25 protein-coding genes are annotated in these 24,604 nt (G+C 71.7%); 14 read left to right on the forward strand and 11 right to left on the reverse strand.

The features are described 5' to 3' along the window. Window positions 1-150: 150 nt before the first annotated feature. The 3 genes from dhaK (at window position 151) to ABIE67_RS04900 (ending at window position 2,252) form a co-directional block, all read left to right on the forward strand. Window positions 151-1,143: a dihydroxyacetone kinase subunit DhaK gene (dhaK, locus tag ABIE67_RS04890; RefSeq protein WP_370253640.1), complete on the forward strand. Its 993-nt coding sequence runs from the start codon at window positions 151-153 to the stop codon at window positions 1,141-1,143. Between the two features lie 85 nt (window positions 1,144-1,228). Beyond that, a complete protein-coding gene (gene dhaL, locus ABIE67_RS04895) occupies window positions 1,229-1,828 on the forward strand; it encodes a dihydroxyacetone kinase subunit DhaL (protein WP_370253644.1) in 600 nt (199 codons plus the stop codon). Further along, window positions 1,821-2,252, forward strand: a complete 432-nt coding sequence (locus ABIE67_RS04900; RefSeq protein WP_370253649.1) for a PTS-dependent dihydroxyacetone kinase phosphotransferase subunit DhaM — start codon at window positions 1,821-1,823, stop codon at window positions 2,250-2,252. The genes dhaL and ABIE67_RS04900 overlap by 8 nt, the downstream gene beginning before the upstream one ends. Before the next feature lie 162 nt (window positions 2,253-2,414). Here the strand turns inward: ABIE67_RS04900 and ABIE67_RS04905 are convergent, their stop codons facing one another. Further along, on the reverse strand, window positions 2,415-3,089 hold the full coding sequence (locus ABIE67_RS04905) for a TetR/AcrR family transcriptional regulator (RefSeq protein WP_370253653.1): 675 nt from the start codon (window positions 3,087-3,089) through the stop codon (window positions 2,415-2,417). A 152-nt stretch (window positions 3,090-3,241) separates the two neighbouring features. On the opposite strand from ABIE67_RS04905, the gene ABIE67_RS04910 reads away from it, so the two are divergent. After that, on the forward strand, window positions 3,242-4,003 hold the full coding sequence (locus ABIE67_RS04910; protein ID WP_370253658.1) for an SDR family NAD(P)-dependent oxidoreductase: 762 nt from the start codon (window positions 3,242-3,244) through the stop codon (window positions 4,001-4,003). A 7-nt stretch (window positions 4,004-4,010) separates the two neighbouring features. On the opposite strand, the gene ABIE67_RS04915 is transcribed toward ABIE67_RS04910, so the two are convergent. Continuing rightward, the gene (locus tag ABIE67_RS04915; protein ID WP_370253662.1) at window positions 4,011-4,790 is read right to left on the reverse strand and encodes a glycoside hydrolase family 75 protein; all 780 of its coding nucleotides are present in this window, start codon (window positions 4,788-4,790) and stop codon (window positions 4,011-4,013) included. Window positions 4,791-5,222: 432 nt separating this feature from the next. Between ABIE67_RS04915 and ABIE67_RS04920 the strand changes: the two genes are divergently transcribed. Both ABIE67_RS04920 and ABIE67_RS04925 read left to right on the forward strand, forming a co-directional pair. Further along, window positions 5,223-6,209 carry a fibronectin type III domain-containing protein gene (locus tag ABIE67_RS04920; RefSeq protein WP_370253666.1) on the forward strand — a complete coding sequence of 329 codons (987 nt, stop codon included), beginning with the start codon at window positions 5,223-5,225 and terminating at the stop codon, window positions 6,207-6,209. 166 nt (window positions 6,210-6,375) lie between these two features. Beyond that, the gene (locus tag ABIE67_RS04925; protein ID WP_370253670.1) at window positions 6,376-6,912 is read left to right on the forward strand and encodes a hypothetical protein; all 537 of its coding nucleotides are present in this window, start codon (window positions 6,376-6,378) and stop codon (window positions 6,910-6,912) included. Window positions 6,913-6,954: 42 nt separating this feature from the next. On the opposite strand, the gene ABIE67_RS04930 is transcribed toward ABIE67_RS04925, so the two are convergent. The 4 genes from ABIE67_RS04930 to ABIE67_RS04945 all read right to left on the reverse strand — a co-directional run bounded on the left by ABIE67_RS04930 (window position 6,955) and on the right by ABIE67_RS04945 (window position 11,410). After that, complete coding sequence (locus tag ABIE67_RS04930; RefSeq protein WP_370253675.1) at window positions 6,955-7,506, reverse strand: PadR family transcriptional regulator; 552 nt, start codon at window positions 7,504-7,506, stop codon at window positions 6,955-6,957. A gap of 51 nt (window positions 7,507-7,557) precedes the next feature. Continuing rightward, window positions 7,558-9,573 (reverse strand): FAD-dependent oxidoreductase, encoded by a 2,016-nt coding sequence (locus ABIE67_RS04935; protein WP_370253679.1) that lies wholly within the window; start codon window positions 9,571-9,573, stop codon window positions 7,558-7,560. 424 nt (window positions 9,574-9,997) lie between these two features. Next, complete coding sequence (locus ABIE67_RS04940; protein ID WP_370253683.1) at window positions 9,998-10,378, reverse strand: hypothetical protein; 381 nt, start codon at window positions 10,376-10,378, stop codon at window positions 9,998-10,000. A 159-nt stretch (window positions 10,379-10,537) separates the two neighbouring features. After that, window positions 10,538-11,410, reverse strand: coding sequence for a hypothetical protein (locus ABIE67_RS04945; protein WP_370253687.1), 873 nt, complete (start codon window positions 11,408-11,410; stop codon window positions 10,538-10,540). A gap of 267 nt (window positions 11,411-11,677) precedes the next feature. Here ABIE67_RS04945 and ABIE67_RS04950 point away from each other — a divergent pair, with 267 nt between their 5' ends. Continuing rightward, window positions 11,678-13,756 (forward strand): SpoIIE family protein phosphatase, encoded by a 2,079-nt coding sequence (locus ABIE67_RS04950; protein WP_370253690.1) that lies wholly within the window; start codon window positions 11,678-11,680, stop codon window positions 13,754-13,756. A gap of 239 nt (window positions 13,757-13,995) precedes the next feature. Here ABIE67_RS04950 and ABIE67_RS04955 read toward each other — a convergent pair whose 3' ends face one another. Further along, complete coding sequence (locus tag ABIE67_RS04955; RefSeq protein WP_370253694.1) at window positions 13,996-14,820, reverse strand: putative protein N(5)-glutamine methyltransferase; 825 nt, start codon at window positions 14,818-14,820, stop codon at window positions 13,996-13,998. 279 nt (window positions 14,821-15,099) lie between these two features. On the opposite strand from ABIE67_RS04955, the gene ABIE67_RS04960 reads away from it, so the two are divergent. The 3 genes from ABIE67_RS04960 to ABIE67_RS04970 all read left to right on the forward strand — a co-directional run bounded on the left by ABIE67_RS04960 (window position 15,100) and on the right by ABIE67_RS04970 (window position 17,161). After that, window positions 15,100-15,705, forward strand: coding sequence for a sulfite oxidase-like oxidoreductase (locus ABIE67_RS04960; RefSeq protein ID WP_370253698.1), 606 nt, complete (start codon window positions 15,100-15,102; stop codon window positions 15,703-15,705). Window positions 15,706-15,742: 37 nt separating this feature from the next. Then, window positions 15,743-16,498, forward strand: coding sequence for a ferredoxin reductase (locus ABIE67_RS04965; RefSeq protein WP_370268223.1), 756 nt, complete (start codon window positions 15,743-15,745; stop codon window positions 16,496-16,498). 78 nt (window positions 16,499-16,576) lie between these two features. Then, entirely contained in the window at window positions 16,577-17,161 is a 585-nt protein-coding gene (locus tag ABIE67_RS04970) for a hypothetical protein (protein ID WP_370253702.1), read from the forward strand. A 105-nt stretch (window positions 17,162-17,266) separates the two neighbouring features. On the opposite strand, the gene ABIE67_RS04975 is transcribed toward ABIE67_RS04970, so the two are convergent. After that, a complete protein-coding gene (locus ABIE67_RS04975) occupies window positions 17,267-18,664 on the reverse strand; it encodes an 8-oxoguanine deaminase (RefSeq protein WP_370253705.1) in 1,398 nt (465 codons plus the stop codon). Window positions 18,665-18,766: 102 nt separating this feature from the next. On the opposite strand from ABIE67_RS04975, the gene ABIE67_RS04980 reads away from it, so the two are divergent. The 3 genes from ABIE67_RS04980 (at window position 18,767) to ABIE67_RS04990 (ending at window position 21,937) form a co-directional block, all read left to right on the forward strand. Then, complete coding sequence (locus ABIE67_RS04980) at window positions 18,767-19,735, forward strand: acetylxylan esterase (protein WP_370253709.1); 969 nt, start codon at window positions 18,767-18,769, stop codon at window positions 19,733-19,735. 161 nt (window positions 19,736-19,896) lie between these two features. Further along, window positions 19,897-21,063, forward strand: coding sequence for a serine hydrolase domain-containing protein (locus ABIE67_RS04985; protein WP_370253713.1), 1,167 nt, complete (start codon window positions 19,897-19,899; stop codon window positions 21,061-21,063). A gap of 130 nt (window positions 21,064-21,193) precedes the next feature. Then, window positions 21,194-21,937 (forward strand): GntR family transcriptional regulator, encoded by a 744-nt coding sequence (locus tag ABIE67_RS04990; RefSeq protein WP_370253717.1) that lies wholly within the window; start codon window positions 21,194-21,196, stop codon window positions 21,935-21,937. Here the strand turns inward: ABIE67_RS04990 and ABIE67_RS04995 are convergent. From ABIE67_RS04995 to ABIE67_RS05005, 3 genes are all read right to left on the reverse strand, one after another. Beyond that, entirely contained in the window at window positions 21,907-22,695 is a 789-nt protein-coding gene (locus ABIE67_RS04995; RefSeq protein WP_370253721.1) for an acyl-CoA thioesterase, read from the reverse strand. The genes ABIE67_RS04990 and ABIE67_RS04995 overlap by 31 nt on opposite strands. Before the next feature lie 72 nt (window positions 22,696-22,767). Beyond that, a complete protein-coding gene (locus ABIE67_RS05000) occupies window positions 22,768-23,493 on the reverse strand; it encodes a class I SAM-dependent methyltransferase (RefSeq protein ID WP_370253725.1) in 726 nt (241 codons plus the stop codon). A 5-nt stretch (window positions 23,494-23,498) separates the two neighbouring features. After that, a complete protein-coding gene (locus tag ABIE67_RS05005; protein WP_370253730.1) occupies window positions 23,499-24,056 on the reverse strand; it encodes a PadR family transcriptional regulator in 558 nt (185 codons plus the stop codon). 70 nt (window positions 24,057-24,126) lie between these two features. On the opposite strand from ABIE67_RS05005, the gene ABIE67_RS05010 reads away from it, so the two are divergent. Further along, window positions 24,127-24,525: a nuclear transport factor 2 family protein gene (locus ABIE67_RS05010; protein WP_370253734.1), complete on the forward strand. Its 399-nt coding sequence runs from the start codon at window positions 24,127-24,129 to the stop codon at window positions 24,523-24,525. The last annotated feature ends 79 nt before the right edge of the window (window positions 24,526-24,604 follow it).

The following is a 24,604-nucleotide window of genomic DNA, read 5'->3' on the forward strand; positions in this document are numbered from 1 at the left end:
ACCGGAGTCAGCATTGGGCCAGCCGTCGGTACCGCCGGAACCCTCTTCCGACCGCCCGGGGCCGCCAAGATCGACAACCAACGTCACCCATCCTGACCTGCAAAAATGCAGGCTGTCAGCCCGTCTGTTAACGTCACTAGGAGGTATCCCATGAAGATGCTGATCAACGTAGCGGAGACCGTGGTCGCAGACGCGTTGCGCGGGATGGCGGCCGCCCATCCCGACCTGGTCATCGATGTGGACAAGCGGGTGATCGTCCGGCGGGACGCCCCCGTGGCAGGGAAGGTCGGCCTCGTCTCCGGCGGCGGGTCGGGGCATGAGCCGCTGCACGGTGGATTCGTGGGGCCGGGGATGTTGTCGGCAGCCTGTCCGGGCGAGGTTTTCACGTCGCCGGTGCCCGATCAGATGGTGCGGGCCGCGGCCGCCGTGGACAGCGGGGCAGGTGTGCTGTTCATCGTCAAGAACTACACGGGTGACGTCCTCAACTTCGACATGGCCGCCGAGCTCGCCGAGGACGAGGGCATCCAGATCGCGAAGGTGCTGGTCAACGACGACGTGGCGGTGACCGACAGCCTCTACACGGCCGGGCGGCGCGGCACGGGCGCGACATTGTTCGTCGAGAAGATCGCCGGTGCGGCGGCGGACGAGGGGCAGCCGCTGGAGCGGGTCGAGGCGATCGGGCGTCAGGTCAACGAGAACGCCCGCAGCTTCGGCGTCGCTCTCAGCGCCTGCACCACGCCCGCCAAGGGCAGCCCCACCTTCGATCTGCCGCCCGGCGAGCTGGAGTTGGGCATCGGCATCCACGGCGAGCCCGGCCGGGAGCGGCGGGCGATGATGACGTCGGGCGAGATCGCCGACGTCGCCGTGGGCGCCATCCTGGACGGCATGAGCCCGCGCAACCCCGTCCTCGTCCTGGTCAACGGCATGGGCGGGACACCGCTGTTGGAGCTGTACGGCTTCAACGCCGAGGTCCAGCGGGTGCTCGCCGAGCGCGGTGTGGCCGTCGCCCACACCCTCGTGGGGAACTATGTCACCTCGCTCGACATGGCCGGCGCCTCCGTCACCCTGTGCCAGGTCGACGAGGAGCTGCTGCGACTGTGGAACGCGCCTGTGAAGACGCCGGGGCTGCGGTGGGGTATGTGACCAGGGTCTGTGATCAGAGTCCATGATCAGAGTCCGTGATCCGGAACCGGACATCCGCAACGCACCTGTCACGCAAGGAGATCCTGTGCTCGACGCCGATTTCTTCCGCCGCTGGATGACGGCGACCGCCGCCTCCGTCGACCGTGAGGCGGAACGGCTCACCGCTCTCGACTCACCCATCGGGGACGCCGACCACGGCAGCAATCTGCAGCGCGGGTTCACCGCCGTGGCCGCGGAGCTGGAGAAGGAGGCCCCGCAGACGCCCGGTGCGGTCCTGACGCTCGCCGGGCGGCAGCTCATCTCGACGGTCGGCGGGGCGTCGGGGCCGCTGTACGGGACCCTGCTGCGCCGGACCGGCAAGGCCCTCGGGGAAGCGAGCGAGGTGAGCGAGGATCAGTTCGCTCAGGCACTGCGGGCGGGAGTGGACGCGGTCATGACGCTCGGTGGCGCGGCGCCGGGCGACAAGACCATGATCGACGCGCTGGTGCCGGCCGTGGACGCGCTCGGCGACGGTTTCACCGCGGCCCGGGCCGCCGCGGAGGAGGGCGCCCTGGCGACGACGCCGTTGCAGGCCCGCAAGGGACGGGCGAGCTATCTCGGGGAGCGCAGTATCGGGCACCAGGATCCCGGTGCCACGTCCTCGGCGCTGCTCATCGCGGGGCTGGCGGAGGCGCACGGTGAGTAACGAGAGTGACGGGAAGGTGAGTGAGCGTCTCGTCGGCATCGTGCTCGTCTCGCACAGCGCAGAGGTCGCCGCTTCGGTGGCCGAGCTGGCGCGAGGGCTCGCGGGCGGCGGGACGGCGGTGCCGGTGGCCCCGGCGGGCGGCACCGAGGGCGGCGGGCTCGGTACCAGCGCCGAACTGATCGCCGCGGCGGCGGCCTCCGTGGACCGCGGCGCCGGGGTCGCGGTCCTCACGGACCTGGGCAGCGCTGTCCTCACCGTGAAGGCCCTTCTCGCCGAGGGCGACGAACTCCCGGACGGCACGCGCCTGGTGGACGCCCCGTTCGTCGAGGGCGCGGTGGCCGCGGTCGTCACGGCGGCAACAGGCGCCGATCTGGCGGCGGTTGAGGCCGCGGCCACGGAGGCGTACGCGTACCGGAAGACATGAGACGCAGGCGCCTGCGGCTGCGTCTGCGTCTGCGTCTGCGTCTGCGTCTGCGCTTTGCCTCCGGGCTTCCGGGCGGCACCTCCCGGGGCCCTGGCTGCCGATCCTCGAGGGTGTGACCGGTGGGGCCGCTGACGCCCGGCCCCACCGTCCCCGAGGGCCGCCCTACCCGACCCCCTCCGCCGCCACTGCCAGCGCCGAACGCAGCGTCGCCGTCAGCCGGGTCTGGGCCGTCGTCCGGTCGGGGTGGGCGTCGGCGGTGCTCCAGGCGTAGTGCTCGACCGCCGCGCGCAGGGCCGCGTTGAACATCGCCGCCCGGATCGTGGGCCGCAGGTCGTCGGCGGGGAGCCCGGCCCGTTCGGCGAGGACGCGAGCGAACGCCGGTTCGGCCTCGTCGTACGTCTGGAGCCAGACGGCTCGTAGGCCGGGCTCGGTGCGGGTCAGCCGTACCAGTGCCACTACGGTCGCCCGGTCGGGGCCGGCGAGCAGGTTGTCCTCGTCCGCCAGTGCGCGGTCGAGGAGTTCCTCGAGGGGCTGCTCGGGGCCCCACTGCCGCAGACAGCCGACGATGAGGTCGATGCCGGCCGAGAACAGCGGCCGTACACAGCTCTCCTTGCTCGGGAAGTAGCGCCACACGGTCCGCGAGGAGACACCGACCGCAGCTCCGATCTGCTCGCCCGTGGTCGCCGCCACGCCCTGAGTGACGAACAGATCCACGGCGGCCCGCGCGATCTCCAGCCGGATCTCGGCCTTGCGCTCCTCGGTCAGGGGCGGTCGTCCGGTAGGCCCGCTCGCAGCCCGGCTCGTGGGTCGGCTCGTGCGTTCACGGGCTGCGGTCATGTTGTCCTCCGGCCGACGCTGATCGCTCTCCCGGAATTCTCCCCGACGTTCTGACCGACGAGTTTATGTCGCTCAGAGACATTAAGTCGTAGGGTGAGTCCCCCGGGCGCATGCGACACGCCGCCCCTCGGACACACGGATGGGAGCACTAGATGAGCGGCGGACTGGACGGGCGCAGCGTCATCGTCACCGGAGCGGGCTCGGGCATCGGGCGCGCGGCCGCGCTGGCCTTCGCCAGGGAGGGCGCCCGGGTCGTGGTGGCGGACCTGAACGCCGAGGGCGCGGAGGCGGTCGTCAAGGAGATCGAGCAGACGGGCGGCGGCGCGGTCGCCGTCATCGGGGACCTGAGTGAGCAGGGCGTCGTCGACCAGGTGGTCCAGACCGCCGTCGAGCGCTTCGGCGGCGTGGACGTCCTGGTCAACAACGCCGGGATCATGGACCGCATGTCCGCGCTGGCGGAGGTGAGCGACGCCGAGTGGGAGCGGGTCATACGGGTCAACCTGACCGCCCCCTTCCTGCTCACCCGGGCGGTGCTGCCGCACATGCTCCAGGCGGGCCGGGGTGCCATCGTGAACACGGCGTCCGAGGCCGGCCTGCGCGGCAGCGCGGCGGGCGCCGCGTACACGGCGTCGAAGCACGGTGTGGTGGGGCTGACGAAGTCCCTGGCGGTGATGTACCGCAAGCAGGGAATCCGGGCGAACGCCATCGCCCCGGGCGGCACGCAGACCGGCATAGTCGTGGACGCCGCACAGGACGCCCACGGACCGGCCGCCCTCGGCCCGCACTTCGTCAACCTCGGCAGGGTGGCTCAGCCCGAGGAGCAGGCGGCGGCCATCGTGTTCCTCGCCTCGGACGCGGCGAGCAACATCAACGGCGTGATCCTGCCGGTAGACGACGGCTGGTCGGCGGTCTGACGCCTCCTCACTTGCCGTACGAATCTCCGTACGAATCGTTGCGTGAATCGCCGTACGGCTTGCCCTCCGACGTGCGGGACTGGCCGTGCGGCCTGCCGCTCACGAAGTCCCTCGCCAGCTGTTCCCCGGTCCTCGTGACGGTCGCCGCGTCCTCGACGGGCGTCACCCGCGTGTCCTTGAAGACGATGTAGGTGACGCCGGAGGCCGTGCCGCCGCTGCGCGGATCCGGCGGGATGCCAAGGGCCTTGGCGGTGGCGTACGACGCCTCACCGAGGATGTCGTACGGGCCGACGTCGCCGACGACCGCGTACCGCACGCGGCCCCGGTACACGACGGCCGCGATCGAGCCGCCGTGGATACCGTGGGCACCGTGGTCCCAGATGGCGCTCGGGGTGGGCACGACGATGTACGGGATGCGCTCGGCGTTCAGATGGCGGCCGTCGGACTGCTGAAAGGCCGTCGCGGCGGAAAAGTAGGGATCCGTACGGCGGTTGCAGTGGCGGGTGGGCCGCCCGTCGCAGTCGATGTCCATGTCCGCCTTCCAGAACACCGCACCGCGCGCCCCGCAGACCGGGATGTTCGCGGGCGCCCGACTGTCGCTCCGGTAACGGCCGTGGGAAACAGGGTCACAGGTGCGCACCTTGGACAGCAGGTCAGCGGCGCTGACGTCACTGTCGGACTCTTGGCGCACCTCGGGCCCTTCGTCCGCTGCGGGTGGTGCGGTGGGCATCGTCGGGGCGAGCAGAGCGGCGCCTGCCGCGACAAGCGTCAGCGACTGGAAACGCACGATAACGAACCCTCTCGGCAGGGACACTGACGGCCACCGATCGGGCATTGGCAAATAATCAGCCCAAATTGGTGTCATTCCGATCATGTTGCCATCAGTGGGTCCGTACGGTGCGCACCCCGGCGACACGACGGGGGTCCCCGAACTTCGGTCAGGGGCCGGGGGTCTGGGTCCGTGACGGGCCCGACTCCCCGGCCACCCGCGTCCGGCGCGGGTCCAGCGACGACAGCGTCCCGCGCACGCGGCATGAACTCCCCCGCATTCATGGCGAGTTCAGCCGTGAGGAGCTTCAGCATACGTAACGCTCCGGATGGCTCACCCATGACCGCCCTCTTGATGTGACCGCGCCAGCCGCGCCATATTGGTCCGGACCATTGCTCTGGACGAATGCTCTGGGCCCTTGCCACGAGACCGCCCCCGGGAGGCAGAGTCGTGCGACGCGTTCTCGTACTGGTATCCGCCCTCTGCACAGCGGTGGCCGTGCTCGCAGTGCTCTCGTCCTGCACGTGGGTCGACCCGGACGGGGACGGCGGCCGGCCGCCCGGGGCACCGACGGGGGTCACGGCCGCCGCGGGCAGTGCGACCAGCGTGCACGTCATGTGGAACGCGGTCGCCACGGACCAAGGCATTGGCGTCTACGAGGTGTATCGGGGTGCCACGAAGGTCAAGGAAGTGCCGGGCTCCGCACACATGGTGGATGTCACCATGCTCAAACCCGCCACCATGTATGCGTTCACCGTGCGGGCCCGTGACACGGACGGGCGTCTCGGACCGCCGAGCACACAGGTCCGGGCCACGACCCCGACGGCCGTGGCCGCCGACCACTCGGCTCCTACGCGCCCGGGGCGGGCCACCGGCCGGGCGGTCGGCAGCCGGGCGGTCCAACTGTCGTGGTCGAAGGCCACGGACGACCGGGACGTGGTGTCGTACGACATACATCAGGGCGACACGAAGATCCACAGTGTGGGCGGCAACCAGACGGCGACCGTGGTCATGGGGCTCAGGCCGGGCACCCGCTACTCATTCACCGTCCGGGCCCGCGACGCGGCCGACAATGTCTCACCGGCCACGGCGGCCGTCCGCATCACCACGGCCGGTACCGACGACGGCCACGGCACCGCGCCGACCGCCTTCCGGGCGACCACCCATCGGACGGACGGGGCGTACTACCTCGACCTGAGCTGGGTTCCGCCACACACGGACGGCATCGTCACGGAGTACGAGGTCCATCTCGACGGCCGTACGGCCACCTCGCTGGTGTACGGCGGAACGGCGCCGCGCGGGCGGGCCACGTACAGCTTCTACCTGGGCCCGGACTCCGGGGTCGGCCACCGGGTCCGGATCCGGGGCAGGCTACCGGACGGCACCTGGGGCGGCTTCTCGGCGGAGCGGACGGTCACGACCGGCGCGCAGGACTGAATCGGGTCCGGTGTCCCCCGCATGCAGCAGCGTGTCACCTGTCCGGGTGCGGTCGGCATGCGGACCGCACCCGGGGCGCATTGGCTGCCCCTGAGGCAGCACGGGCGTTCCCGACCCTCGGCGGCGCTACGGATGTACCGCCAACCGTGCCGCCGGAGGGCATTCCATGCGCAATTCATCGCTATTCCTCCGCTCGGGCCTGACCGTGGCAGCCGCCTCTCTTCCCTTCGTCGTGGCCGCCGGTCCGGCCGCCGCGGTCTCGGGGATCTCCGTGAGCACCACCGGGTCCACGGTCTCCGTCACGACCACCGCGTGCAGCAACGTCAACGGCAGTTGGGGTACCGCTTCCCTGCTCACCAGCCGCCAGGCGAACTTCGCGCAGGGGCGCCAGGTCTCCCTGTCGGGGACGAGCGCCTTGCAGTCGGCGGCCTGGTCGGGCGTGGGCCCGGGCACGTACACGGTCATCGTCGTGTGCTCCAACGGCACGACGGCGGGAACCCAGTCGGTCATCGTCTCCGGCCCCTCCCCCACCCGCACGATCTCCACCACCGCCTCGCCGTCGCGCGGCGTCATGGGCGGCATGGGCGGCGGCTCGAAGGACTACGGCACGCTCACGCTGGTGGGCGGCGGCGTCCTGGTGGGTGCGGGGGTCCTGGCCACGGCCTGGTTCCTGCGCCGCAAGTCGAAGCCGTACCGGCTCTGAGGGCGCGCCTCGGCCCTACACCGCCCCTGAGGGCACCTCAACTCACGCCGTGTCGCGTCCCGGCAGCTCCGCGAACTCCTCCAGCGCGCGTGTGAGCCACTGCGTCCAGAAGGTCTCCAGATCGATACCGGCCCGCAGCACCAGGTGCCGCAACCGGTCCTGGGAGCTGTCCTTGCCGGGCGGGAAGTCGCGCTTCTCGATCTCCTCGTACTCGGCCAACTGCCGTCGGTGGAGGTCGAGATGGCGTCGGAGATCGGCTTCGATGCCCTCGGTCCCCACGACGGCCGCGGCACGCATCCGCAGCAGCAGGGTGTCGCGGTGCGGCCGCGGGTCCTGGGACGCGGCGGTCCAGCGGGCCAGTTCGGCACGGCCCGCGGGCAGAACCTCGTAGCTCTTCTTCTGCCCGCGGGCCGGCTGCTCGGCCGGCAGGGTGCGGATGAAACCCTCGGCCTCCAGTTTTCCCAGCTCGCGATAGATCTGCTGATGCGTCGCCGACCAGAAGTACCCGATCGACCTGTCGAAGCGACGGGTCAGCTCCAGGCCCGAGGACGGCTTCTCGACCAGGGCGGTGAGGATCGCGTGCGGGAGTGACATGGGCTCATCCTAGGTACGGCCCTTGGGGCCTCCGCAGTGCCCGGACGGTCGCTAGAGGCTCGCCGCCAGCTCCGTGCCCTGCTTGATGGCCCGCTTGGCGTCCAGTTCGGCGGCCACGTCGGCACCGCCGATGAGGTGCGCGCTGTGGCCCGCGGCGAGCAGCGCCTCATACAGGTCGCGGCGCGGCTCCTGCCCGGTGCACAGCACGATGGTGTCGACCGGGAGGACCGTGCTCTCCTCGCCGACGGTGACGTGCAGTCCGGCGTCGTCGATCCGGTCGTAGCGCACGCCCGGGATCATGGTGACGCCCCGGTGCTTGAGCTCGGTGCGGTGGATCCAGCCGGTGGTCTTGCCGAGGCCCGCGCCGACCTTGGTGGGCTTGCGCTGGAGCAGGTGGACGGTGCGGGGCGGGGCGGGGCGCTCGGGGGCGGCGAGGCCGCCGGGGCCGGTGTAGTCCATGTCGACGCCCCACTGGCGGAAGTACGTCGCCGGGTCCTCGCTCGCCTTGTCGCCGCCGTCGGTGAGGAACTCGGCGACGTCGAAGCCGATGCCGCCCGCGCCGAGGACGGCGACGCGCTCGCCCACGGGGGCGCCGTCGCGCAGGACGTCGAGGTAGCCCACGACGCTCGGGTGGTCGACGCCGGGGATGTCCGGGGTGCGCGGGGAGACGCCGGTGGCGACCACCACCTCGTCGTAGGCGGCGAGGTCCTCGGCCGACACCCAGGTGTTCAGCCGTACGTCCACGCCCTGCCAGTCGAGCTGGTGGCGGAAGTAGCGCAGCGTCTCGTCGAACTCCTGCTTGCCAGGGACCTTGCGGGCGACGTTCAGCTGGCCGCCGATCTCGCTCGCGGCGTCGAACAGCGTGACGTCGTGGCCGCGTTCGGCCGCGCTGACTGCACAGGCCAGGCCGGCGGGTCCGGCGCCCACGACGGCGACGCGCTTGCGCAGCCGGGTCGGGGACAGGGTCAGCTCGGTCTCGTGGCAGGCGCGCGGGTTGACCAGGCAGGACGTGATCTTGCCGCTGAAGGTGTGGTCGAGGCAGGCCTGGTTGCAGCCGATGCAGGTGTTGATCGCCTCCGGCTTCCCGGCGGCGGCCTTGGCGACGAAGTCGGGGTCGGCGAGCATCGGGCGGGCCATCGAGACCATGTCCGCGCAGCCGTCCGCCAGCAACTCCTCGGCCAGCTCCGGGGTGTTGATGCGGTTGGTGGTGACGAGCGGGACCGACACCTCGCCCATCAGCCGCTTGGTGACCCAGGTGTAGGCGCCGCGCGGCACGGAGGTGGCGATGGTCGGGATGCGCGCCTCGTGCCAGCCGATGCCGGTGTTGATGATCGTCGCTCCGGCGGCCTCGACGGCCCTGGCGAGTGTGATCACCTCGCCGAGGGTCGATCCGCCGGGCACGAGGTCCAGCATGGACAGCCGGTAGACGATGATGAAGTCCTCGCCGACGGCCTCGCGCACGCGTCGGACGATCTCCACCGGGAAACGCATGCGGTTCTCGTACGAGCCGCCCCAGCGGTCGGTGCGCTGGTTGGTCTGCGCGGCGATGAACTCGTTGATGAGGTAGCCCTCGGAGCCCATGATCTCCACGCCGTCGTACCCGGCCTGCCGGGCGAGGCGGGCGGCACGCGCGTAGTCGTCGATGGTCCGCTCGACCTCGGCGTCGGTGAGCTCGCGGGGCGGGAAGGGGCTGATCGGCGCCTGGAGCGGGCTCGGGGCGACGAGGTCCTGGTGGTAGGCGTACCGGCCGAAGTGCAGGATCTGCATCGCGATCCGGCCGCCCTCGCGGTGCACGGCGTCGGTGATGATCCGGTGCTGCTCGGCCTCCGCCTCGGTGGTGAGCTTGGCGCCGCCCTCGTACGGCCGTCCCTCGTCGTTGGGCGCGATACCGCCGGTGACGATCAGCCCCACTCCCCCGCGCGCCCGCTCCGCGTAGAAGGCGGCCATGCGCTCGAAGCCGCGCTCGGCCTCCTCCAGGCCCACGTGCATGGAGCCCATGAGGACGCGGTTGGGCAGCGTGGTGAAGCCCAGGTCGAGCGGGTTCAGCAGGTGCGGGTAACGGCTCATCGGGGCCCTCCGTGCGCGGTGTCTTGCCTGACGTAGTTGTAGAGGACCGCGGAGCGTTTATGCAACTAGTTGCACAACGAGGGGAGGGTGACACCGGCCACTGCACGGGCCGGCCAGGCCGCTGGTGGGTAGCTGACGCGTGCGCGCCGCCAAGCAGCCGGCCAGCGAGACGGGGGGTGAGCTGGAGGTACGGCCGCCGCCCTGGCGACCACGATCACCCTGGTGGCCTCCCGGCCGCCGTATCGCTGGTCGAGGGCCCACAGTCCGCCGCCGCGCTGGCTGGATGCCGGCTCCCGGCTTCAGCGGGCGCCGGCGGGGGCCGCACGGCATGGACGGGCGGGCCGGCCGCGAGGGCCTGCCCGCCCGTCCATGGCGCCTGTCGGCGCGCCGTGCTCAGTCTGCCGCGCTCGTCATGAGGAACGGCTCACGCCGAGCCGGGGCGGCTCTCCAGCACCACGTGCAGCTCCCGTTCCTGGTCGCCCGAGACCGAAGTGAGGTCGTGGACCGTGAACAGGGAGTCCAGCGTCGTACGGAGCCGTTCGATGGCCCAGTAGCCGCCCTGGGCGTCGGCCTCGACGGACGACGAGAGCCGGGCGGGAGGCGGGCACTCCTGTGCGTCCGTGACCTCGAACGTGCCGAGCCACACCATCGGGCGTGTCTCGTGGAGCTGCTCCGGCACGTCCTCGGGGCCCCGGTCGGACTCGAAGCACGTGCACAGCGCGTCGAAAACGATCCGGGCGTCTTCCTTGTTGCATCCGCTGATCTCGACGGAGACGGGTTCCTCGTGCATTCGTTCACGGTCCATCGTGATCGCTCCTCTCGTGGCCGCACCGCGGTACCACGGGTAGCCCGCGGAGCCGGACCCCAACCCAAGAAAAGCACCACCGTCGGCCGAGCACTACCGGCGGAGCCGAGCCGTCCGCGCCTCAGCTCCGCACGATCCGCTCCGATCAGCTCCGCGCGATCAGCTCCTCGTGAACCGGTACGTCTTGCTGTCCGTCAGCACACAGAAGCCCGGCGAGAGGACGATCACACGCAGGGTGCCGGTACGGCGGTCGTAGTCGATGCCCTCCGTCTCGAAATCGCCCGAGCAGGAGCTGCGCAGCGGGAGCTGGCGCAGGGCCGTGACATGGCCCGTGACGTCGGAGGTGCCCGGCTCGGCGGAGAGGTCGATCTGGAGCAGCGGCTTGGTCATGCCGAAGAGGGTTCCGGCCGGGTCGTCGGAGGAGCACAGCAGCGTCCTCGCGCTGAGGAAGTCGCAGCCCTGGACGTCGCGTACGGCGTGGTCCAGCCGGATGCTGGAGGTCCAGGGGAGGTTCGCGGACGGTGACGTGCCGGGGTTGACGCCCGGAGTCGGGTGGACCAGCAGGCGGGTCATGGTGCCCCACTCGCCCGACACCATCCACTGGCCGCCGGGCGTGACGGCGGCGAAGGAGTTGTTCAGCGCCTCCCCGGAGCCCAGCGCGTGGACGTACTCCGACCATGTCCCGTCCGGAGCCTGCACCCGGAACATCTTCGCGTTGCCCGAGTCCGCCTGGTACGGCTCGATGTAGTAGCCGTTGGAGGAGGCGTCGGGGTCACCCACGTGGTTCCAGCCGCGGCTGCTGACCGAGACGGGAATCGTGCCGATGCCCGTGTAGCGGTTGGGGCCGTTCGCCGGGACCTCGACCGAGGTCAGGCCCTGGCTCTCGGTCAGCGGGTCGGCGCGGTCGGAGCCCACCTCCGTCCAGGTGTCGGCGGCCTGTGCGGGCGTCGCGGTGCACAGCACGGCGGCGGAGGTGAGGGCGACGAGGCCGGTCAGAGCGGCGTGACAACGTTGCCGGGCGCGCGGGGCCATGGGGTGACTCCTTGGGGGGTGGATGCGTGTCGGCGGACAGTTTGGCGGGCAGCGATGGTCATGTACAGACCACTAGGGAGAAGCTGTGCTGTCTGTTCCCCACAGTCATCCGCCGTCGTGATGACTTCGGCGTACGTCCGTCCTCGTGTTGAGGGATGGTGGAGGAGGACGACCAAGGGAGCCCGGAGACGGTTGAACGCGGTAGAACAAGGGGAGTCGGCACGGGGGAACGGCGTGCCGCGAAACTGGGCGAAGGCGGTGCGTGGGATGTCTGCAGCCGAACCTCCCGTGGCCGAGGGCCACGAGCCCGTGCGCGGGCCGGTAGGGCCGAGCGGGCTGCTCGACGTGCTGGGCGTTGCCTCGGTGGTACTGGACACCCAGGGGCGCATCGTGCTGTGGAGCCCCCAGGCGGAGGAGCTGTTCGGCTACCCGGCGCACGAGGCGCTGGGTGAGTACGCGGCCCGGATCATGGTCCACGAGCAGTACCTGGATCTGGTCGTCAAGCTGTTCGCCGACGTCATGGAGACCGGTGAGGGCTGGGCCGGGGCGTTCCCGATCCGGCGCAAGGACGGCAGCACCCGGCTGGTGGAGTTCCGCAACATGCGGCTGCTGGACGACCGGGGGGACGTCTACGCCCTGGGCCTGTGCGCCGACCAGACGACCGTCCGCCAGGTGGAGCGGGACGTCGCACTGTCGACGCGGACGATCGCGCAGGCTCCGATCGGCCTGGCCGTCCTCGACACCGAACTGCGGTACGTCTCGGTGAACGAGGCGCTGGCACAGCTCAACGGCATCCCCGCCGAGGACCATGTCGGCCACACACCGCGTGAGCTGCTGCCGGACATCGACGCCGACGCCATCGAAACGGCCCTGCGCGAGGTGCTGCGGACCGGTGAGCCGCTCATCAACCAGCGCATCACGGGACGGACTCCGGCCGACCCGGACCAGGAGCACTTCTGGTCCATCTCCCTCTACCGGCTGGAGGACACGACCGGGACGGTGCTCGGCGTCGCGGGGATGGCCGTGGATATCACCGAGCAGCACCAGGCCGCCGTCGAGGCCGAGACGGCACGGCGGCGCCTGGCCCTCATCGCCGACGCCTCCACGCGGATCGGCACCACCCTGGAGCTGGACCGCACGGCACGCGAGCTGGCCGACGTGGCCGTGCCGGAGCTCGCCGACGTGGCGGCCGTGGATCTGCTGGAAGCCGTGGTGGAGGGCAGACGCAGCAGCCTCGGACCCGCGGAGTCAGCGGTGATCCGCGCCCTGGCCGTCCGGGCGCAGCACGACACGGAGGCCCTCGACGCCGCCGACCAGCCCGGCCAGGTCGCCCGCTACGGCCCGGACCGCCTGGTCACCGAGTGCGTGCGCACCGCCAGTCCGGTCATGGTGGCGCATGTCGAGGCGAAGGACCTGCCACGCATCGCCCGCTCCCCCGAGGCGGCCGTCCAGCTGGGCCGCGCGGGCGTGCACTCCTATCTGGCGGTGCCGCTGATCGCGCGTGGCGAGGTGCTCGGCGCCCTCGACCTGAAGCGCACCCGTAATCCGCTGCCGTTCAGCGAGGACGACCTGCTGCTCGCCCGTGAGCTGGCGGCCCGCGCGGCCGTGCAGATCGACAACGCCCGTTGGTACCAGAACGCCCGCGACACCGCCCTCACCCTGCAGCGCAGCCTGCTGCCCAGCCATCCGCCGGTGACCGGCGGTCTGGAGGTCGCCTCCCGCTACCAGCCCGCGGGCGCCAGCGCCGAGGTCGGCGGCGACTGGTTCGACGTGATCCCGCTGGAGGACGGCAAGACCGCGCTCGTCGTCGGCGATGTGATGGGCAGCGGCATCGACGCCGCCACGACCATGGGCCGGCTGCGTACGGCGACGCACACGCTGGCCTCCCTCGACCTCGAACCTGCCCGGCTCCTGGAGCACCTCGACAAGATCACCGAGGGCCTCGACCACTCCATCGCCACCTGCGTCTACGCCATCCATGACCCGCGGCTGCGGCAGTGCCGGATCGCCAACGCCGGGCACCTGCCGCCCGCGCGCCTCCGCCCCGGCAACGCCCCGGAGCTCCTCGACCTGCCCACCGGCGTACCGCTGGGCGTGGGCGGAGTTCCGTTCTCCACGACGACCATCGACCTCGAACCCGGTGACCGCCTCGTCTTCTACACCGACGGGCTCGTCGAGACCCGCCAGCATCCGCTCGACGAACGCCTGGCCGCGCTGCTGGAGCTCCTCGACGGCCCCGACCGTCCGCTGGAGGAGGTCTGCGACATGCTGCTGCGGACCCTGCACCGGCCCGAGAACGCCGACGACGTGGCGCTGCTCATCGCCCGTGTTCTGCCGCCGAGTTGATCGGCGGGGGCCGTGGGGTGGTGGCTTCGGCCGCGACGGTCGCCTACGCCGCGACTCGTCGGGCTCGGGGCGACGGGGCATCACCCTCGGCCTCAGGGCCGGCGTCGGCATCACCGTCCCCGGCCGAGCCCGACGGAAGTCACGGGCCCGGCACGGGGGGGGCCGGCCTCGGAAGGACGGCTCGGCGGCCTACTGATCCGCTCCGGTTTCTGCCCAGGAGTCCGGCCTGGGCCGCCTGTTCAGCCTCCGGTCGGCTGGAGGCCGACCACGACATTCGCGTACAGCTCCTCGGAGACGATCAGCCGCGCGGACAGTCCACTGCGGGTGAAGGCCTCCAGGGCCGTCGGCGCTTGGCGTTCGCTCGTCTCGACCAGCAGACAGCCGCCGGGTGCCAGCCAGCGGGGAGCCTCGGCGGCGACCCGGCGCAGGACGTCGAGCCCGTCCGGACCGCCGTCGAGGGCGACGCGCGGCTCGTGGTCACGGGCCTCGGCGGGCAGAAGCTCGACCTCGTCACTGGGTACGTACGGCACATTGGCCGCCAGGATGCCGACGCGTCCGCGCAAGCCGCCGGGCAGCGCCTCGAACAGGTCGCCCTCGTGCACCTGACCGCCGAAGGGGGTCACATTGCGGCGGGCGCAGCGCACGGCCGCCGTGGCGATGTCGGCGGAGTGCAGCTCCACGCGGCCGAGTGCCGCGGCCAGTGCCGCCCCGACCGCGCCCGAGCCGCAGCACAGGTCCACGACCAGGGACGCGTCCGGGGCGAGGGCGAGGGCCTGCTCGACCAGGAACTCGGTTCGGCGGCGGGGGACGAAGACGCCGGGTTCCACGACTATGCGCAGCCCGCGGAACTCGGCCCAGCCGAGGACGAGTTCGAGGGGCAGGCCGGTGATGCGCCGGTCCACCATGGCGGCCAGCTCGTCCGGGGTGCCGGCGGCGGCCAGGATCAAGCGGGCCTCGTCCTCGGCGAAGACGCAGCCGGCGGCACGAAGGGCGGACACGACGGCGTCGCGCGAGAGCGGCGCCGGGGAGGAAGGCGAGGACGAGAAGGAGGAGAGAGGGGGCATGGAAGCCGAGAGCCTTTCGGAAGCCGAAGGATGCTCTCGCGGTCGCCTACTGGCGGTGACCCGCGCCGACTCGAGGTGAGAGCACCCGACCTGACACAGCGGTAATGGGTCTCACCTCCTGGACTCCGCACGGTCGGGACTGTCCCGGCCGGACGGCAACATTACCCCAACGCCCCCGGGGCAGGGCGGGTCACCGGAGCGCGTACGGTTGAATGAACAAGCACTGATCACGCTCGACCCGCGGGCCACCGCTCACGGCGGCCTGGAGGCACCACCCGTATGAACGTCACCCGAGGCTTCACCGGACGCCCCCGCGTCCAGAACGCCGCGCTGCCGCCCGGTCAGTACGACGCGGGCGACGACTGGCCCGTCCTGTCCGCCGAGGTCACACCCGAGCTGACGCCCGCCGAGTGGAGCTTCCGCATCGACGGCCTGGTCGAGCAGCCGCGCGGGTGGAGCTGGGAGCAGGCGCACGAGCTGCCGAAGTCGGTGTACGAGGGCGACATCCACTGCGTGACGAGCTGGTCGAAGTTCGGGGTGCGGTTCGGGGGCGTGTCGCTGGACACCTTCCTTGATGTGGTCCGGCCCCATGTGTCCGCCACACATGCCGTCGCCTATTCGCACACCGGGTACACCACCAACCTGCCGCTCGCCGACCTGACCGGCGGGCGGGCGTGGATCGCCTGGGAGTTCGACGGCGAGCCGCTCGCCCCGGAGCACGGTGGCCCGGCCCGGCTGCTGGTGCCGCACCTGTACTTCTGGAAGAGCGCCAAGTGGATCGCGGGCCTGCGGATCCTCGACCGCGACGAGCCGGGGTTCTGGGAGCAGAACGGCTACCACGCCCGCGGCAACCCCTGGGAAGAGCAGCGGTACTCCGGTGACTGAGGCAGCTGGGACCGAGGTAGCCGTGACTGAGGCAGCTGTGACCGAGACGTTCACTCCCGCGACCCGCTTCGCCGTGCCCGGGCGGATCGCCGTCAGCAACCGGGCCGCCGCGGTGTGGCAGACCGCCACGATCACCGAGATCCGCCGCGAGACCCCGCAGGCCGCCACCTTCCGCCTCGCGGTGCCGGCCTGGGCAGGCCATCTCCCCGGCCAGCACCTGATGCTGCGGCTGACCGCCGGCGACGGCTATGTGGCCCAGCGCCACTACTCGATCGCGTCCGCGCCCGACGACTCCGGGCACATCGAGCTGACCCTGGACCATGTCGAGGGCGGTGAGGTCTCCGGCTGGTTCCACACGGTCGCCGAGCCCGGTGACACGGTCGAGGTGCGCGGCCCGCTCAGCGGGTTCTTCGCCTGGCCCGGTGACCGGCCCGCGCTGCTGGTCGGCGCCGGCTCCGGTGTCGTACCGCTGATGTCGATGGTGCGTCACCACAAGGCGCGGGGCCTGGACGTGCCGCTGCGGCTGGTGGTGTCGGCGCGCAGCCCCGAGGAGCTGATCTACGCGCGGGAGTACGGCGCCGAGACGACGCCCGTGTTCACGCGCAGTGCGCCGGAGGGTGAGCCCGTGGGACGTATGGCCGCCGCACATGTGGCGCCTCTCCTGGCCGAGCAGCCAACTGGTGGGTGGGAGGCCTATGTGTGTGGATCCAATGGATTCGCCGAGCACGCCTCACGCCTGCTCGTGGCGGCAGGTCAGCCCGTGGACCGCATCCGCATCGAGCGCTTCGGCTGATCGGCGCTCCGGCCCGGGGGACGCCTCTCGTCCGGGATCGTCAGGAACGATGTCCGCTGTACGGGGTACCTGGACGCCATGGAATACCTGGTGCGTGGCCGGCGCCGGCGGCGCAGTCCGCTGCGGCGCCGGTCGGATGTGGTCGAGGCGCGGACCTTATGGGCCGTGATCGTCTTGTGCCTCGTCGTGGCTCCCCTGGTTGGGGTGGCCACGGCGTGGTGGGCCCATGACAGCGCCCGGACGACGGCGCGGGAACAGCGCGCCGATCGCCGGCACATCCGGGCCGAGGTCGTCGGCAGAACGTCCGACACGCTTCCCATGGCACACGGCGGGCGGCAGCCGTCCGCCAGGACGACCGTCCGCTGGACGGAGCCGGATGGCGTACCCCGTACGGCCACGGCACGCGTCCCGGCAGGCACACGCAGCGGCGACACCGTCGGCGTATGGCTGGATTCCCGGGGCCGGAGCGTGGCCCCGCCCCCGGACAGCACGGCGATCTGGCAGCACACCGTCACCATCGGCGTCTGCGCCACGGGCGGGGTGGTCGCCGTGATCATCCTCGGCCACGCGGTCGTACGCCGTGCCGCGATGCGTCGGCGCCTGGCCGAGTGGGAACAGGCGTGGGCCGCGACGGAGCCGGAGTGGACGGGCCGTCGGGCATGACCCGTGGCATGCCCCGGGTCAGGTCCGCGTGTGCGCGCTCGTGCGATCTCGGTGACGGGTCCCGCGGAACCCAAGCAGCCTGCGGGCCCTAGACAGTTCGCGGTCCTAGGCAGTCTGCGGACCCTGGGCAGCTTGCTGCATCCGGCGGGCGATCCGGTCGTGGGCCGTCAGGGCATCCGCCAGCCCGGTCAGGCGCGGCTCACCGCGGTCGACCAGGATCCGGCCGCCGACCACCGTGGTCCAGGCCCGGGCGGGCCCGCAGCGCAGCCAGGCCTCCACGGGGTCGCTGACCGCGCCGGCGAGCGCGACCTCGTGCAGGTCCCAGACGACCAGGTCGGCGCAGGCCCCGGGCCGCAGATGGCCCAGCTCGTCGGCCCGGCCCAGGCAGCGCGCCGAGCCACGGGTCGCGAGGTCGAGGGCGTCGCGGGCGGTCATCGCGCCGGGTCCGCCGCGGTAGCGGCCCAGCAGCAGGGCGGCCCGGGTCTCCATCCAGAGGGAGGCGTGGTCCGTGGAGGCCGAGCCGTCGCAGCCGATGCCGACGGGCAGGCCAAGTTCGCGCATCTCCTTCACGCGCGCGGTGCCGCCGCCGATGAGCATGTTGGAGCTGGGGCAGTGCGCCACGCCGACGCCCGCGTCCGCCAGGCGTCGCAGCTCGGCGTCGTTCGGGTAGATGCAGTGCGCGACCCAGCTGCGGTCGCTCATCCAGCCCGTCTCCTCGAAGTACTCGACGGGACGGCAGCTGTAGGTCTCCAGGCAGTAGGTGTCCTCGTCGTGGTCCTCGGCGAGGTGCGTGTGCAGCCGTACATCGTGGCGCTCGGCGAGTTCGGCGGTGGCGGTCATCAGGGACCTGGTCACCGAGAACGGCGAGCAGGGCGCGAGCGCGACCCGTACCAGCGCGCCCGGTCCGGGGTCGTGGTACGTCCTGATCAGGCGCTCGCTGTCGGCCAGCACCTCGTCCTCGGTCTGGGTGACGCTCCTGGGCGGCAGCCCTCCGTCGTCGACGGAGCGGGTCATCGAGCCGCGGGTGGCGTGGAAGCGGAAGCCGATGTCGCGGGCGGCGCGGATCTCGGCGTCGACGAGGCGCGGGCGGGGATGGACGTAGAGGTGGTCGGACGACGTGGTGCAGCCGCCCATCAGCAGCTCGGCCATACCGACGTACGCCGACACGTACGCCGCCTCCTCGTCGAGGCCCGCCCAGAGCGGGTAGAGGGTGGTCAGCCAGTCGAACAGGGTGCCGTTCACGGCGGGCGCGTAGGAGCGGGTGAGGTTCTGGTAGATGTGATGGTGGGTGTTGACCAGGCCCGGGGTGACGAGCCGTCCGGCCGCCGAGACGGTCGTGCGGGCCTGGGGCTCGCTACCGGCGGCGCCGACGCCGGTGACCCGACCACCGGTGACGGCCAGCCAGCCGCCCGGGATCTCCCGCCCTTCGTCCACGACAAGCAGTTCGGCGTCCCTGACCAGCAGATCCGCTCTCTTCACCGGGGGATCGACGACGGACGTCATGGCGTCATCGTAGGCGCTGGACTGGGAAAGATCTGGCGAGTCCTCCGACCTCCCACGTACGGTGTGATCATCCGCAGTCACTCTTCGCAAAGGCGGTCCTTCATGGCCCTGTTCGACCTTCCGCTCGACGAACTGCGCGAGTACCACAGCGAGTCCGTCGAGCCCGAGGACTTCGACTCGTTCTGGTCCAAGACCCTTGAGGAGGCGCGCGGGCACGACTTGGACGCCCGGTTCGAGCCGGTCGACACGGGGCTGTCCACGGTGGAGGTCCACGACGTGACGTTCGCCGGGTTCGGCGGTCACCCGGTGAAGGGCTGGCTGCGGCTGCCCGCCGGGGCGTCGGAGCCGTTGCCGCTGGTCGTGGAGTTCATCGGATACGGCGGCGGGCGGGGTCTGCCGCACGAGAACCTGCTGTGGGCCTCCTCGGGCCGGGCGCACTTCATGATGGACACGCGGGGCCAGGGCAGCGCGTGGGGCGCCGGCGGCGGGACGCCGGACCCGGTGGGGTCCGCGCCCGCGTTCCCCGGTTTCATGACGCGGGGCATCGACGCGCCCGAGAACTACTACTACCGCCGGGTGTTCACGGACGCGGTCCGTGCCGTCGAAGCCGCCCGCTCGCATCCGCTGACCGACGCAACCCGCACGGTCGCGCTGGGCGCGAGCCAGGGCGGTGGCATCACGATCGCGGTCGGCGGTCTGGTGCCGGACCTGACGGCGATCGCGCCGGACGTGCCGTTCCTGTGCGACTACCCGCGCGCGGCGACCCTCACGGACCGTCACCCGTACCGCGAGATCGGCCTCTACCTCAAGACGCACCGGGGCCGCACCGAGGACGCCCTGCGCACCCTGTCCTACTTCGACGGCGTCCACTTCGCGTCCCGCGGCCGGGCGCCCGCCTTGTTCTCGGCGGCCCTGGAGGACCAGACCTGCCCGCCCTCCACCGTCTTCGCGGCCTTCAACGCCTGGGCCCACGACGAGAAGGCCATCGAGGTGTACGACTTCAACGACCACGAGGGCGGCGGCCCCTTCCACGAGGCGGCCAAGCTGGACTGGCTGCGCGCGCACGCCTGAGCATCACCGGGCGTGACCGGGAGCCGGAAGGCGCGCCGCTCCTCGGGTGAGAGGTCGGCGCGTTCGACTCCTTCCGCCCAGTCCGACCAGTCGGTACGTTCAGGGAGCCCGGGTCACGCTGTCGTGGCCCGGGTTTCCGGCGGACGACGAGGGGTGGGCCCATGACGGAGCACGAGGCGCAGGTGCACGGGCACTGCGATCCGCGGTTCGCGGCGGTGCGGGCGGCGTTCGAGGCGAACTTCCAGGAACGCGGGGAGCTGGGCGCCGCGGTCGCGGTCACGGTCGGCGGCGAGACCGTGGTGGATCTGTGGGGCGGGTGGGCGGACGCGGCGCGCAGCCGCCCCTGGGAGCGCGACACGGTGGTCAACGTGTGGTCGACGACCAAGGGACCGACAGCACTGTGCGCGCACATCCTCGCCGACCGGGGCCTGCTCGACCTGGACGCGCCGGTGGCCGCCTACTGGCCGGAGTTCGCCGCCGCGGGCAAGGAACAGATCCTCGTACGGCATCTGCTGTCGCACCGCGCCGGCCTGTCCGGCCTGCGGGAGCCGCACTCGCTTCAGCAGCTCTGCGACTGGGAGTTGACGACCCAGCGGCTCGCGACAACGGAGCCGTGGTGGGCGCCGGGGACGGTGTCCGGGTATCACGCGTTCACGTACGGGTTCCTGGTCGGGGAGGTCGTGCGGCGGGTGTCGGGGCTGCTGCCCGGGGCGTTCCTGGAGCGGGAGGTGACCGGGCCGCTCGGGATCGATTTCGCCATCGGGTTGCCGCGGAAGGAGTCCGGGCGGGCCGCCGAGCTGGTGCAGCCCCCGGTCGCGGCCAGCAGTGAACAGGCGGCGGTCTTCAGTCAGTTGGCGCCCGCCGCCCTCGCCGCGCTGGCCAATCCGGCCGTGGGGGCGGCGCAGGCCAACTCGCCCGAGTGGCGGGCCGCCGAGATCCCCGCCGCGAACGGACACGGCACGGCACGGGCGGTGGCGGCACTGTACGGCATCTTCGCGGGCCGGGGGTCGTACGGCGGTCACCGTGTCCTCTCGGCCGAGGCGGCCGAGCGGGTGCGCGAGGGACAGGGCAGCTGTCGCGATCTGGTGCTCGGGTCCGGGTTCGAGAACGAGACGGAGGCCGCGCTCGGGCTGTGGCTGAGCGGGTCGAACGGTTCGTACGGCCCCAACCCGCGGGCTTTCGGACACGACGGCTTCGGCGGCTCCTGTGGTCTGGCCGATCCGGAGGCCGGGGTGTCGCTGGGCTATGTGATGAACCGGATGGGGTCTCATATCGCGGACGACCCGCGGAAGATGGCGCTGATCGAGGCCCTGTACGGCGCCCTGTGACGGCCCGTCCGCGCGGACCGTTTCGGCCGAAGTGACAGACCACTCTTCCCTTCTGGTTTAGACCAATGCTTGGATCTGGTGGCGCAACGAACCCGCACGGCTACGACACGTCACCAACAGGAGGCGCGGCATGGTCCGCACCACCCCGCACGACCGTCCGCTCACCGAAGCGCGGCCGCTGTACTGGAGGATCGCCACCCAGTTGCTCGGCGAGCTGCGCGACGGAACGATCCCGCCCGGTGAACGGCTGCCGGCGGAACGACAGTTGGCAGGGCACTTCGGGGTCAGCCGGGAGACCGTACGGCAGGCACTGGAGGTGCTGCGCCACAGCGGCCTGGTCACCACCGACCGGCGGGGCAGCCATGCCACCCTGTCCGGGCCGCCGGTCGAGACGCCGTCGACCCTCGCCTTCCCGGTCGGCGCCCGGTCCACGGCCCCGGGCGCGGTGGACCGGGCGACGGTCACCTGGGAGGCTCCCCCGCCGGAGCACGCCGAGGCCCTGGGGCTGGCCCCGCACCGGCCGACCCTGGTGCACCGCTACGAGTCCGCGGGCGCCGACGGACAGGGCCGTCGGACGGCCGTGACGTCGTTCTCCGCGGTGGCCCTCGCCGAGGTGGCGGAGCTCGCCCGCTGCCGCGACCGCGCGGACGGCACCGGGTCCGCCCAACTGCGCCGCGCCTACGACTGGATGCGCCAGGCGGGCCTCGCGCTGCACCACCGGGACACCATCACCCGGCTCCCGGCCGCGTCCTCGGTACGGGTCACCCGGCGCGTGCACGACCAGTACGCCCGCCCCCTGGAGATCACGGACCTCGTCATGGACGCCCAACAGGACGCTCTGGTCTACGAGTTCACGCTGCCGGCGGCAGTCTGAGCGCGCACGACCCGCGCCTGCCGGGCCAGTGCCAGCAACCGGCCGTCCGCCGACCAGACCGCGCTGTCGTCGACCGCCCAGCCGCCGCCCGCCTGCTCGGTACGGATCCGGACGAGGGTCCAGCCCTCGTGGACGCCGTCGTCGAAGGCGTCGGTGAGATGGACGGTGAGTTCGGCGGTGGGCACCGGGCACGGGGTGCGCCAGCGGGCGTACAGGGCGGGCGGCAGCACGTCGGTGAGGGTGACGGCCGCCGGAGCGTCGAGGACACGGCCGTCCTGGAAGCGGACCCAGGCCATGAGCTCGGCCTTGTCACCTCCGGCGAGCGGGAGGTCGCCGGTGGCGGGGCGGATCTCCAACTGCCGGGCGAAGGGCGACAGTTCAACGGGGAGGTCCAGGGGTCGGCAGTCCTGGGGGCCCGGAACCCGCGGGAGCGGGCTTCCGTCGCACGACGGCCCCGGGCGCCGCGCACCGAAGAGCGCCGAGCCGTGGATGACCGGTACGCCCTTCTGGTGGCCGGTGAAGACGCAGGTCGCCGTGCGCCGGCCGACGGCGGGCGCCGCACCGGAGAAGTGCAGCGGGCTGTCGTCGACCGGCGCCAGATAGTGCGTGGTCAGCGTGCGGACCGGATGGGTTCCGCCGGTGAAACGATCGCGTACGGCGGTCAGGGCAAGGGCGGCGACATGGCCGCCGTGCGCTCCCTCCCAGGACCACCATCCGGGGTCGACGCGGATCTCGGTGTCGGTCGTAGTCGCTGTCACGCGCCCACCATAACCTTGTGCGTTTGAAAAACAAACCCACTTGCGGGATGTGAGTCCGGAATTCCAACCCGCCTAGTCCGGGCGGCGCGCCACCACCATCCGCACGCGCGGGCTCCCGTCCGTCCGCCGCCCGAACTCAGGCAGGGCCAGGAGCTCCACCCGGAAGCCGGCGCGCACGAGTTCGCCGCGCACCTCCCCGAGCCGGAAGGCCCGGTAGTACATGACGAAGGGCGGCCGCCACACGGCGTTGCGCACCCGCATCACCGCGTCGAAGCCCAGCAGCATCCAGTAGGCGGGGGACGTGGGACCGGGCGGGGCCACGACAGGGAAGGCGAACGTCCCGCCGGGCCGCAGGACGGAGTGGACCTGGGCGAACAGGCCCGGCAGCTCGCGGGGCAGGAAGTGGCCGAACGCGCCGAAGCTCACCGCCAGGTCGAAGGCCGGGGCGAACGGCAGGGCACGGGCGTCCGCACGCACCCACGCGACGCGCGTGTCCCCCGCCGCTACCTGCCGCCGGGCGACGTCGAGCATGCCGGCGCTGAAGTCGACGCCGGTGACGCTGCGCCGGCACACCTCGGTCAGCACGTCGACGCCCGCGCCGGTCCCGCAGCACAGGTCGAGGCCGTCGTCGTACGGGCCCGTCCGGGCGAGCGCCGACGTGACGGCGGTCAGTACCGACTCCGGCGTACGGAAGGGTGTGTGGTCGAACTTCGGGGCGAGCAGGTCGTATCCGCGCTCGACGGACGACAGGGCCTGGACGGCGAGTTCACGCAGGGAGGGGCCTTCGGGGCTGAACATCCGCGTCACCCCGCCGCGACACGCTGCTTCAGGACGGCCAGAACGCGCTCGCACCAGCGCAGGTTCTCCTCCTCGAAGGAAATGCCGCGCAACAGCGTCAAGTACGGTCCGACCCGGTCGGACTCGCGCAGGAACTCGTCCTCGGCGCGCCCGTCGAGGAGGCGGTCGCGGACGCGTTCGTAGCGGTCGAGTTTGCCGCGCGCCCACGTCATGCGCTCCTCGATCAACGCCTGGGTGGTCTCGGGGTCCTCCATGGCCTGGAGCTTGATCAGGAGTTCGTCGCGGACGGCGGTGGGCCGCCGGGGAGGCGCGGCGGCGAAGGTGCGCAGGTCCTCCCGGCCGGCCTCGGTGAGGGTGAACATCCGCTTGTTCGGCCGGCGTTCCTGCTGCACGAACCGGGCCTCGACCAGGCCGTCCTGTGCGAGGCGCTCCAGCTCCCGGTAGAGCTGCTGCGGGGTCGCGGGCCAGAAGTTGGCGAACGACACGTCGAAGACCTTGGACAGCTCGTAGCCCGAGGCCTCGCCCTCCAGGAGGGCGGCGAGGACGGCGTACTTGAGGGACATGTGGACACGTTAACAGCAGGGGATTATTCTCATCGGCACTTACTCAACTAATTGACTAGAGGTGTTTGCGATGCGCGCGTTCCGTGAGGCCGTCGAGACCGGCGACTTCGATGCCGTGGAGGCCCTGCTGGCGGAGGACGTCGTCTTCACCAGCCCGGTCGTGTTCAAGCCGTACCCCGGCAAGGCGATCACGGCGGCGATCCTGCGCGGCGTGCTGCGGGTCTTCGAGGACTTCCGCTATGTGCGCGAGATCAACGACCCGGGCGGCCGCGATCACGCGCTGGTCTTCACCGCGCGCGTGGGCGACCGGGAGATCACCGGCTGCGACTTCCTCCGGGTCAACGAGGAGGGGCTGATCGACGACTTCATGGTCATGGTCCGTCCGCTGTCCGGCGCGCAGGCGCTGGCCGAGGCGATGGGGGCGCAGTTCGAGCAGATCGCGAAGGAGGCGGAGGCGCGCTCGGCGTGACGGCCGCGTCCGGCCGGTCGGGGCGTCGGCGCCGGGCAGGCCGAGGGCGTACCAGCGGCGGGCGTGCGCGGCCATCGGA

It is taken from the genome of Streptomyces sp. V4I8 (assembly GCF_041261225.1).
In the GTDB taxonomy this organism is placed as follows: domain Bacteria; phylum Actinomycetota; class Actinomycetes; order Streptomycetales; family Streptomycetaceae; genus Streptomyces.